Raw genomic sequence first — 11,544 nt, forward strand, 5'->3', positions numbered from 1 at the left:
GCTGGGCGGGCTTCAGGCGGCGACGCCGGCCTTCGTGCCCTGCACTTCCGCATGCAACTCCTGCAACGACCAGACCGGGCCGGTGCCGCGGTAGTCGAGCGAGTTGACCAGCGCACGCGCGCCACTGACGGTCGTCGAGTACGTCACGCGGTGCTGCAGCGCCTCGCGGCGGATCGAGAACGAGTCGTTGATGGCCTGGCGGCCTTCGGTCGTGTTGACGATGTAGACGATCTCGCCGTTCTTGATCAGGTCGACGACGTGCGGACGGCCTTCGGTCACCTTGTTGATGCGTTCGCAGGCCAGGCCCTGGGCGGTCAGGAAGGCATGCGTGCCTTCGGTCGCCACCAGCGCGTAACCGCGCTTGACCAGGTCCTGCGCCACCGACAGCACGCGGGTCTTGTCCGGATCGCGCACCGAGATGAACACCTTGCCGCCCTGCGGCAACGCCTTGATGCCGCCGGCTTCCTGCGCACGCGCCATCGCCGCGCCGAAGTTGCGGCCGACGCCCATGACCTCACCGGTCGAACGCATTTCCGGGCCGAGGATCGGGTCGACGCCCTGGAACTTGGCGAACGGGAAGATCGCTTCCTTGACCGAGTAGTAGTCGGGAATGATCTCTTCGGTCGCACCCTGGGCAGCCAGGGTCTGGCCGACCATGCAGCGCGCCGCGATCTTGGCCAGCGCCATGCCGGTGGCCTTCGACACAAACGGCACCGTGCGCGACGCGCGCGGGTTCACTTCGATCAGGTAGATCGTTTCCTTCCCGTGCTCGTCGAAGGTGATCGCGAACTGCGTGTTCATCAGGCCGACGACCTTCAGCGAGGTCGCCAGGGCCTTCACCTGCACACGCAGCTTTTCCTGGATCGCGGGCGTCAGCGAGTACGGCGGCAGCGAGCACGAGGAGTCGCCGGAGTGCACGCCGGCTTCCTCGATGTGCTCCATCACGCCGCCGATCAGCACGTTGCCATCCTTGTCGGCGATGACGTCGACGTCGACCTCGACTGCGTTGTCGAGGAAGCGGTCAAGCAGCACCGGCGAATCGTTCGATACCTTCACCGCGTCGCGGATGTAGCGCTGCAGGTCGGAATCGCCGTGCACGATCTCCATCGCGCGGCCGCCGAGCACATAGCTCGGACGCACCACCAGCGGGTAACCGATCTGCGAAGCGAGCAGCATGGCTTCTTCCGGGTTGCGCGCAGTGCGATTCAGCGGCTGCGCCAGGCCCAGGTCCTGCACCAGCTTCTGGAAGCGCTCGCGGTCTTCCGCCAGATCGATGCTGTCCGGCGTCGTGCCGACGATCGGCACGCCATTGGCCTCGAGCGCGCGCGCCAGCTTCAGCGGCGTCTGGCCACCGTACTGGACGATCACGCCCTTCGGCTTCTCGAGGTCGGCGATCTCCAGCACGTCCTCGAGCGTCAGCGGCTCGAAGTACAGGCGGTCTGAGGTGTCGTAATCGGTCGAGACGGTCTCCGGGTTGCAGTTGACCATGATGGTCTCGTACCCGTCCTCGCGCAGCGCCAGCGCGGCGTGCACGCAGCAGTAGTCGAACTCGATGCCCTGACCGATGCGGTTGGGACCGCCACCGAGCACGATGATCTTGTCGCGGTTGCTCGGATTGGCCTCGCACTCGTCCTCGTAGGTCGAGTACATGTAGGCGGTGGACGTCGCGAACTCGGCGGCGCAGCTGTCCACGCGCTTGTACACCGGGCGCACGCCGAAGGCGCGGCGCAGCGTGCGCACGGCCGTTTCATCGGTGCCGGTCAACTGGGCCAGGCGCGCGTCCGAGAAACCCATGCGCTTGAGCAGGCGCATGCGCGGCTTGTCGAGCGCGGACAGACCGTCCTCGGCCACGGCCTTTTCTGCCGCGATGATCTCCTCGATCTGATCAAGGAACCACGGGTCGACGAACGACAGCGCGTGCACGTCCTCCACGGTCATGCCGGCGCGGAAAGCGTCGCCGATGTGGAACATGCGCTCCGGGCCCGGCTCCTTCAGTTCGCGCTTGAGCTTGGTCAAGCCTTCTTCGCTGCCAAGGTCGAGGCCGGTCGGGTCGAGGCCGACCTTGCCCGTCTCCAGGCCGCGCAGGGCCTTCTGCAGCGACTCCTGGAAGGTGCGGCCCATCGCCATCACCTCGCCCACCGACTTCATCTGCGTGGTGAGGCGGGCGTCGGCCTGCGGGAACTTCTCGAAGGCGAAACGCGGGATCTTCGTGACGACGTAGTCGATGGTCGGCTCGAACGAGGCCGGGGTCGCGCCGCCGGTGATCTCGTTGCGCAGCTCGTCCAGCGTGTAGCCGACGGCCAGCTTCGCGGCGATCTTGGCGATCGGGAAGCCCGTGGCCTTCGACGCCAGCGCCGAGGAGCGCGACACGCGCGGGTTCATCTCGATGACGACGACGCGGCCGTTCGTGGCGTTGATGCCGAACTGCACGTTGGAGCCACCGGTGTCGACGCCGATCTTGCGCAGCACGGCGATCGAGGCGTCGCGCAGGCGCTGGTATTCCTTGTCGGTCAGGGTCTGCGCCGGGGCGACGGTGATCGAGTCACCGGTGTGCACGCCCATCGCGTCGAAGTTCTCGATCGAGCAGACGATGATGCAGTTGTCCGCCTTGTCGCGGACAACCTCCATCTCGAACTCCTTCCAGCCCAGCACCGATTCCTCGACCAGCACTTCGGTGGTCGGCGACAGTTCGAGGCCGCGGTTGACGATTTCGATCAGCTCTTCGCGGTTGTACGCGATGCCGCCGCCGCTGCCGCCGAGGGTGAACGACGGACGGATGATGGTTGGGTAACCCACGCGGGTCTGGATATCGAGCGCTTCTTCCAGCGTGTGCGCGACTTCGGCCTTCGGGCACTCCAGCCCGATCTCCTTCATCGCGACGCGGAACAACTCGCGGTCCTCGGCCATGCGGATCGCCTCACGCGAGGCGCCGATCAGCTCGACGTTGTACTTCTCGAGCACGCCATTGTCGGCCAGGTCGAGCGCGCAGTTGAGCGCGGTCTGGCCGCCCATGGTCGGCAGCAGCACATCCGGCTTTTCCTTGGCGATGATCTTCTCGACCGTCTGCCAGTTGATCGGCTCGATGTACACGGCGTCGGCCATGTTCGGGTCGGTCATGATCGTGGCCGGGTTGCTGTTGACCAGCACCACGCGGTAGCCCTCGTCGCGCAGGGCCTTGCACGCCTGTGCGCCGGAGTAGTCGAACTCGCAGGCCTGGCCGATCACGATCGGGCCGGCGCCGATGATCAGGACGGTTTTGATATCGGTGCGCTTTGGCATGTCAGCGGTTCTCCATCAGCGCAACGAAGCGGTCGAAGAGTGGGGATACATCGTGCGGGCCAGGACTCGCTTCCGGGTGACCCTGGAAGCTGAAGGCCGGCGCATCGGTCAGGGCGATGCCCTGGTTGCTGCCGTCGAACAGCGAGCGGTGCGTCACGCGCACGTTGCCCGGCAGCGTGGCCTCGTCGACCGCGAAGCCGTGGTTCTGCGAGGTGATCATCACGCGGCCGCTGTCGAGGTCCTGCACCGGGTGGTTGGCACCGTGGTGGCCGAACTTCATCTTCAGCGTCTTCGCGCCCGAGGCCAGGCCAAGCAGCTGGTGGCCCAGGCAGATGCCGAAGGTCGGGATCTTCGCGGCGATGAACTCGCGGATCGCGGCGATCGCGTAATCGCAGGGTTCCGGGTCGCCGGGTCCGTTGGACAGGAACACGCCATCGGGCTTCAGCGCGAACACGTCGGCGGCCGGGGTCTGGGCCGGCACCACCGTCAGACGGCAGCCGCGCTCGGCGAGCATGCGCAGGATGTTGTGCTTGACGCCGTAGTCGTAGGCCACGACATGGAACTTCGGTTCGGCGTGCACGAACTCGTTGCGATCCAGGTCAAGCTGGCCGTCGCGCCACTCGTAGCGCTCGCGCGTGCAGACTTCCTTGGCCAGGTCCATGCCCTTCAGGCCCGGGAACTTGCGCGCGGCTTCCAGCGCCTTGGCGACGTCGATCTCGCCAGCCATCAGCGCGCCGTTCTGGGCGCCGCGATCGCGCAGCAGGCGGGTCAGCTTGCGGGTGTCGATGTCGGCGATGGCGACGATGCCGCGGGCCTTGAGCCACTCCGGCAGCGAAACCTGACTGCGCCAGCTGCTCGGGCGGCGCGGCACGTCGCGCACGATCAGGCCGGCGGCCCAAGCCTGCTTGGCTTCGTCGTCCTGGTCGGTGCAGCCGGTGTTGCCGACATGCGGATAGGTCAGGGTCACCAGCTGGCGGGCGTACGAGGGATCGGTGAGGATCTCCTGGTAGCCGGTGATGGCGGTGTTGAATACGACTTCGCCGACCGAAAGGCCGGGCGCGCCTACGGAAACGCCCTCGAAGATGGTGCCGTCTTCGAGTGCGAGGATTGCGGGATGGGTCACGGGGGTCGCCTTTGCTGCCGGGGGGTGCTGACCCCTTCCTTGTCGCGCAGACCCCGGAAAAACCGGGTTGCAGCAAAACGCGGACGCGGTGCGGGACCGGTCCGTCGAAAAGGGGTTCAGGCGAGCAGCGATTCTAGCGGGGAGACCGGGGTAACGCCAGCCTCAATTCAGCCTTTTTGGGCCGGATGAGGCCACGTGTTCAGGACAGCAGGTCCCGCAAACGGTAGCTGCCGGGCGCCCTGCGGGCGAGCCTGACTGCGGCATGCAGCGCGCCACGCGCGAAGATGTCGCGGTTGGTAGCTCGGTGATTGAGCTCGATACGCTCGCCCAGTGTGGTGAACTGGACAAAGTGCTCGCCGACGATGTCGCCGGCTCGCAGCGACTGGTAGCGAGGTTGCGCCCCGCCCTGCTCCGCGCTGGCGCCCAATGCGAGCGCCGTTCCGGAGGGCGCGTCCTTCTTGTGCACGTGGTGCGATTCGACGATGTCGCAGTCCCAGCCCGGCAGCGCGGCGGCCGCCCGTTCGACCAGCTCGCTGAGCACCGCCACGCCGAGGCTGAAGTTCGCCGCCCACAACAGCGGGATGCGCGTCGATGCGGCTGCCATCGCATCGCGCTGCGCGACCTCCAGTCCGGTAGTGCCGGACACCAGCGCGGCGCCGCGTTCGGCGCAGAGCTGCAGGATCGCGTCGAAACCCTCGGGCAGGCTGAAATCGATCGCTGCATCGAACTCGGGCGCGCCCGCCAACTCGGACACGGCGAAATGCGCGACCCCCTCGACCACGCGTTGTGCCGGCTGCGAGCGGGAAACGGCCGCTACGACGACGATATCGTCGCGCTCCTCGGCGAGGCGCAGCAGCGCCTGGCCCATGCGCCCGGAGGCGCCGTGGATGAGGATTCGGATGGGCTGAGGGGCTTCGTTCATGCGCGAAGGCTAATCGCGCACGCCGCAGCCGACAAGTTCACGCATCCGGCGTGCACGCGTCGCATCGTTGCAACCCCTTCACTTCGCGATCAGGCGATACCGACCGCCGCGACTTCGGCTTCCTTCTTCAGGCGCCCCAGCACCTGGTGCATCGCATCCTCGAAGACGTTGTCGCCTTCGCGCAACTGCACGCGGCCGAGTTTCGCCAGCGCCGCCAATTCTTCCGCGGAAGCCACCAGCAGGCGGATGCCGCGACGGTTGACGAACAGTAGCCTCGCGGAAATCGGGCTGACCCATGAGACCTTGGCGGGCTCCGTACGACCGGTTTCCGACGTCAGCTGCACCCAGGTGCCCACCTGCAACGCGCGCATGCGCTCGGCCATGACCGGGTCGTAATCGAGACGATCGTTGCCTCCCACCACCGACAACAGCGGCTCGGGCGGCGCCACCGCGTCCGTCTGCATGGGACGCTCGGGCAGTTGCGCTGCGCTGGCGGACGCATCGTCGCCGGCCACCAGCTGCTCGAGCGTGCGTTGCATGGTTCCCAGTGCACTGTCGGCGGAATCGCCGATGCAACCGGAACTCGCCATGATGGTCTGCAGCACGGCGCGATCCACCGCGGGCTGACGTTCCAACGGGACGCCCAGCTCCGCCATGTCGTAGGCCGCCAACAGGCCCGCAACGGCGTGCAGCGCTTCGCCGTAGCGCGGCGATTCCCTGCCTTCGCGCAGGATCACCTGGGTCAGGTGATGGCCTACGAAATGCGTCACGAAATCGTCGAGCGCCGGCGGCAGGCGGCGGTCGCCGCGGCAGTTTTGCAGGTCTGCGTTGGCATCGGCACGCGCCTGCTCCAGCCGCTCGCGGCCGCGCTGAGATTCGGCGGCGCGTTTCTCGGCAAGCTCCACGCGCTTGCGGTGCTGCGCCATGAAGGCGCGCAACTCACCCTCGAGCGTGTCGAAGATCGCGATGTCTTCGTTGAACTCGGTGACGAGGCGATCGATCGTGGCATCGACGCGATCGAGAAGCTCGCGCTCCTGCGGCCCATCGCCGTGGTTGCCTTCGCAGGCTTCGGCGACCGCATTGAGCAGGCGCCTTGCCGGATGTCCCTTGTACAGGAACATGCGCCGATCCTTCACTGCCACCTTCACGTAGGGCACCAGCAGGCGGCCGATCTTGCGGCGTACGTCCGGCTCGAAATCCCTTTCGTCCAGCAGTACGTCGAACAGCATGCCGACCAGATCGAGCGCGTCTTCGTCCGGATTCGAAAGCAGTACCCGCTCGCCTCCGAGGCCGAGCCGGCGCGCGCTGGACAACACCTCGCTGCGAAGCTGCTCGGCCAGGGACTGGCGGCTGTCGCCGATGGCCATGTCCAGGCTGCGCGGCGGATCGTTCTGCAGCAGCGAGAGCACCGACATCATCTCGACTTCGCGCAGGCGCGGGGCATCCGCGGCCACGGGCGCGGCGGGCGAGCCGGTGACGCGCGTGCGCCAGGACTGCAGCAGTCCGACGAGGCTGGAGAAGAGGGTCTGATCGCCTGCGGCCGGCGCCGCATCCGAGGCGGCATGGGCTTCGACCGGAGCTCCGTGCGCGGCCGGCGCGGGAGCGGGCGCAGGCGGTGCAACAGGCGTCACCGGGTCCAGTCGCGGCAGCACGCCGGCCGCGGCGAGGCGCTCGTTGGCGCGGTCGTAGACCGTCTTGAGTGTGTTGCCGAGTTCGCGCTCGAAGAACTTGAAGAGCGCGATGTGGACGCTCGGGGGCAGTTCGGTACCGATCACCGAGCCACGCATGGCGACGGCGATCGATGCCGGGCTGACCGGGTTGTCGGCGGGCGTGATCGCGGGGCGTTCCAGCAACACCGCGAGCCGCGCTTCCAGGCGCTTCAGCGCCTGGCTGTGCAGTCGGGTCAGCCCGTCGATCATCTGCTCGTCGGCCAACTGCTGTTCGAGCGTGTCCTCGTCGACCAGGCTGAGCTCGACGGAGCCCGCCTTCATGGTCGGCAGCAGGCCGGAAGCGCGCCGGAACCCGTCGATCATGCCGCGTTCGAAGCGCTGCGCCAGCTGCGGCCGGACCCGGCGCAGGTCGCGCAGGGCCGTGAGCTCCGCCCCCTCGCCGCCCGTGCTGCTGCGGTCGAACAGGTAGTCGTCGACGCGGCGCAGGGCCGACTCTAGTGCGGGGACGAGCTGTTCGAGGGATATCTGCTGCAGTCCGGAGAGCAGCAGGCTTGGATCCCGTGCCCCCAGCGTCGGCGATTCTTGCAGGGTAATGGTCATGAGCGGCGCGCAGTACGTCCGCGGTCATGGTAGCGAGGAGGCCCCGCAGTAATGATTGATGGCCGTCAAGGTTGCCTTGCCGACCATCCGCCGCAAATGCGCCGTTCGTCGCCCCAGGATGTCACCCGGTGGTGACGCAATGCGTCACCCTCCGCGAATCACGACGTCATGCGATCCCAGAATCCCTTGACGCCGTCGAGGAACGTCGACGAGCGCGGCGAATGACGGCGCGCACCGTCACCGACGAACGTCGCCTCGAACTTCTCCAGAAGGTCTCGCTGTTCAGGGGTGAGGTTGACCGGCGTTTCCACCACGACACGGCAATAGAGGTCACCCGGTGCGCGGCTGCGCACCGACTTGACGCCCTTGTCGCGCAGGCGGAACAGCTTTCCGCTCTGGGTCTCGGACGGGATGCGCAGTTCGACCTCGCCACCCAGCGTGGGCACGCGGATGACGTCACCCAGTGCGGCCTGGGATATGCGGACCGGCACTTCGCAATGCAGGTCGTCGCCGTCGCGCTGGAAGATATCGTGCTCGCGCACACGCACTTCGACATAGAGATCGCCCGGTGGTGAGCCGGCCGGACCGGCCTCGCCTTCGCCCGCCAGCCGGATGCGGTCGCCGTTGTCGACGCCGGCCGGGATCTTGACCTGCAGCGTCTTGGTGCGCTCGACACGCCCCTGTCCATGGCAATCGCTGCACGGGTTCTGGATGGTCTTGCCGCGCCCGCCGCAATGCGGGCAGGCCTGCTGCATCGAGAAGATGCCGCGCTGGAATCGCACCTGGCCACGGCCGTGGCAGGTGTCGCAGGTTTCGAGCTTGCCATCTGCCGAGCCGCTGCCGTGGCAGGTATCGCACTCGTCGAGCGTGGGGATCTCGATCTGCTTCTCGATGCCACCGACCGCCTCTTCCAGGGACAGCTCCATGACGTAACCGATGTCGGCGCCGCGGCGCGGACCGCGTGCGGCACCGCCACCGAAGATGTTGCCGAAGATGTCGCCGAAGATGTCGCCCATGTCGGCGTAGCCGCCGCCACCGCCCATGCCGTGCTCGAACGCGGCATGGCCGTGCTGGTCGTAGGCGCGGCGCTTGCCGTTGTCGGAAAGGACCTCGTAGGCCTCCTTGCATTCCTTGAACGAGGCCTCGGCGGCCGCATCGCCCGGGTTGCGGTCGGGGTGGTACTTCATCGCGCAGCGGCGATAGGCCTTCTTCAGGTCTTCTTCGCTGGCGTCGCGGGCAACGCCCAGGACTTCGTAGTAATCGCGCTTGCTCATGGAGCCTGGATTCGGGATGCGGTGTTCGGAAAGGGAACGATGTCGGGATGGAAAAACGGGATCCGGATGATCTCATCCGGATCCCGCATTCCTGGTCCGAATCCCGTGCTTACTTCTTGTCGTCCTTGACTTCGGTGAACTCGGCATCGACGACGTCGTCGGCCTTGCCACCGCTGGCGGCGCCCGCTGCGCCGGCACCGGCATCGGCGCCCGGCTGGCCGGCCGAGGCTGCGGCGAACAGCGACTGCGCGGCCTCCTCCAGCGCACGCGACTTGGCCTCGATCTGGGCCTTGTCGTCGCCGCGCATCGCGGTCTCGAGTTCGGCGATCGCACCTTCAGCGCGGCCGATCACGTCGCCCGACACCTTGTCGCCGCTGTCCTTGATCGCGCCGCGCGCCGTGTGGATCAACGCGTCGGCGTGGTTGCGGGCCTGCACCAGCTCGTGGAACTTCTGGTCTTCCTCGCGGTGCGACTCGGCGTCGGCGACCATCTTGGCGATCTCGTCCTCGGACAGGCCCGAGCCGGCCTTGATCTCGACCTTCTGCTCCTTGCCGGTCTTCTTGTCCTTGGCCGACACGTGCAGGATGCCGTTGGCGTCGATGTCGAAGGACACCTCGATCTGCGGCATGCCGCGCGGCGACGCGTCGATGCCGGTCAGGTCGAAGCGGGCCAGCGACTTGTTGTAACGGGCCTGCTCGCGCTCACCCTGCAGCACGTGCACGGTCACGGCCGACTGGTTGTCCTCGGCGGTGGAGAACACCTGCGAGGCCTTGGTCGGGATCGTGGTGTTCTTCTCGATGATCTTGGTCATCACGCCGCCCAGGGTCTCGATGCCCAGGCTCAGCGGGGTCACGTCGAGCAGCAGCACATCCTTGACGTCGCCCTGCAGCACGCCGCCCTGGATCGCCGCGCCGACAGCCACGGCCTCGTCCGGGTTGACGTCCTTGCGCGGCTCCTTGCCGAAGAACTCGGTGACTGCCTGCTGCACCTTCGGCATGCGGGTCTGGCCACCGACCAGGATCACCTCGCTGATGTCGCTGGCACGCTGGCCGGCGTCGTTAAGCGCGATGCGGCACGGCTCGATCGTCCGCTTGATCAGGTCCTCGACCAGCGACTCGAGCTTGGCGCGGGTGAGCTTGATGTTCAGGTGCTTCGGGCCCGAGGCATCCGCCGTCACGTACGGCAGGTTCACTTCGGTCTGCTGGGCGCTGGACAGTTCGATCTTGGCGCGCTCGGCCGCGTCCTTCAGGCGCTGCAGGGCCAGCGGATCCTTGCGCAGGTCGATGCCCTGGTCCTTGTTGAACTCATCGACGAGATAGTCGATGACGCGCTTGTCGAAGTCCTCGCCACCGAGGAAGGTGTCGCCGTTGGTCGACAGCACCTCGACCTGCATCTCGCCGTCGACCGAAGCGATCTCGATGATGGACACGTCGAAGGTGCCGCCGCCGAGGTCGTACACGGCGACCTTGCGGTCTCCGCCCTTCTTGTCCATGCCGTAGGCCAGCGCGGCCGCGGTCGGCTCGTTGATGATGCGCTTGACGTCGAGACCGGCGATCTTGCCGGCGTCCTTGGTCGCCTGGCGCTGGCTGTCGTTGAAGTACGCCGGCACGGTGATGACCGCCTCGGTGACGGTCTCGCCGAGATACGCCTCGGCGGTCTTCTTCATCTTGGCCAGCACTTCGGCCGAGATCTGCTGCGGCGCCATCTTCTTGCTGTCCGCGGTTTCGACCCAGGCGTCGCCGTTCTCGTGCTGCGTGATCTTGTACGGAACCAGGCCGATGTCCTTCTGGACCTCGGCGTCGGTGAACTTGCGGCCGATCAGGCGCTTCACCGCATAGAAGGTGTTCTTCGGATTGGTGACGGCCTGGCGCTTGGCCGAGGCGCCGACCAGCACTTCGCCGTCCTTGGTGAACGCCACGATCGAAGGCGTGGTGCGGTCGCCTTCGGAGTTCTCGATGACGCGCGCCTTGCCGCCTTCCATGATCGCCACGCACGAGTTCGTCGTGCCGAGGTCGATGCCGATGATCTTGCCCATGATGCTGCTCCCTCTCTGATGCTTGAATTCGTTGGGGCGGCCGTGCCGCCGATGTCCGCTATCTGGGGGGCCTTCGCCCCGGGTTCAAGGCGGTGAAGCCCAAGGGCGTCAGTCGTGCCTGGCGACCACGACCAGCGCCGGACGCAGCAGGCGCTCGTTCAGCAGCCAGCCCTTCTGGAAGACCTGGACCACGTCGCCCGGCGCGTGGGTCGCGCTTTCGACCATGCTCATCGCCTGATGATGCTCGGGGTTGAACGGCTGGCCGACCGGATCGACCGCGACCAGGCCGTTGTCGCCGGCAACTTTCATCAGCTGCTTCAGGGTCAGCTCCATGCCCTCGCGCAGGTGCTGGGCCGTGTCGGCCTGCACGGCCAGACCGGCTTCCAGGCTGTCGATCACCGGCAATAGTCCACCGAGCAGGCGCTCGTTGGCGAACTTGCGCGCCATCTCGACGTCGCGGGCCATGCGCTTGCGCTGGTTTTCGAGGTCGGCGCGTTCGCGCAGCGATTCCTCGCGCAGTTGCGTCAACTCGGCCTGGGCAGCTTCGAGCTGGGCTGCGAGCGTGGTGCCGGCATCGGTCTCTGCCACGCCGGGGGTGTCGTTCTGGTCGATATTGGTCATGCCTGCTCCGTCCCTGCGCC

At 66.9% G+C, this 11,544-nt stretch carries 7 protein-coding genes; all 7 read right to left on the minus strand.

The window, feature by feature from the left end:
- Positions 1 to 12: 12 nt before the first annotated feature.
- A complete protein-coding gene (gene carB, locus IU514_RS15770) occupies positions 13 to 3,279 on the minus strand; it encodes a carbamoyl-phosphate synthase large subunit (RefSeq protein ID WP_194932101.1) in 3,267 nt (1,088 codons plus the stop codon).
- Position 3,280: 1 nt separating this feature from the next.
- Positions 3,281 to 4,402: a glutamine-hydrolyzing carbamoyl-phosphate synthase small subunit gene (gene carA, locus IU514_RS15775; RefSeq protein ID WP_194932102.1), complete on the minus strand. Its 1,122-nt coding sequence runs from the start codon at positions 4,400 to 4,402 to the stop codon at positions 3,281 to 3,283.
- Positions 4,403 to 4,601: 199 nt separating this feature from the next.
- Complete coding sequence (gene dapB, locus IU514_RS15780) at positions 4,602 to 5,324, minus strand: 4-hydroxy-tetrahydrodipicolinate reductase (protein WP_194932103.1); 723 nt, start codon at positions 5,322 to 5,324, stop codon at positions 4,602 to 4,604.
- Between the two features lie 89 nt (positions 5,325 to 5,413).
- On the minus strand, positions 5,414 to 7,594 hold the full coding sequence (locus IU514_RS15785) for a DUF1631 family protein (protein WP_194932104.1): 2,181 nt from the start codon (positions 7,592 to 7,594) through the stop codon (positions 5,414 to 5,416).
- A gap of 158 nt (positions 7,595 to 7,752) precedes the next feature.
- Positions 7,753 to 8,868 carry a molecular chaperone DnaJ gene (gene dnaJ, locus IU514_RS15790; RefSeq protein ID WP_194932105.1) on the minus strand — a complete coding sequence of 372 codons (1,116 nt, stop codon included), beginning with the start codon at positions 8,866 to 8,868 and terminating at the stop codon, positions 7,753 to 7,755.
- Between the two features lie 109 nt (positions 8,869 to 8,977).
- Positions 8,978 to 10,903, minus strand: a complete 1,926-nt coding sequence (gene dnaK, locus IU514_RS15795; protein ID WP_194932106.1) for a molecular chaperone DnaK — start codon at positions 10,901 to 10,903, stop codon at positions 8,978 to 8,980.
- Positions 10,904 to 11,011: 108 nt separating this feature from the next.
- Complete coding sequence (grpE, locus tag IU514_RS15800) at positions 11,012 to 11,524, minus strand: nucleotide exchange factor GrpE (protein WP_194932107.1); 513 nt, start codon at positions 11,522 to 11,524, stop codon at positions 11,012 to 11,014.
- Positions 11,525 to 11,544: the final 20 nt, after the last annotated feature.

Origin of the sequence: Lysobacter niastensis (assembly GCF_015453285.1) — a bacterium.
In the GTDB taxonomy this organism is placed as follows: domain Bacteria; phylum Pseudomonadota; class Gammaproteobacteria; order Xanthomonadales; family Xanthomonadaceae; genus Lysobacter_J; species Lysobacter_J niastensis.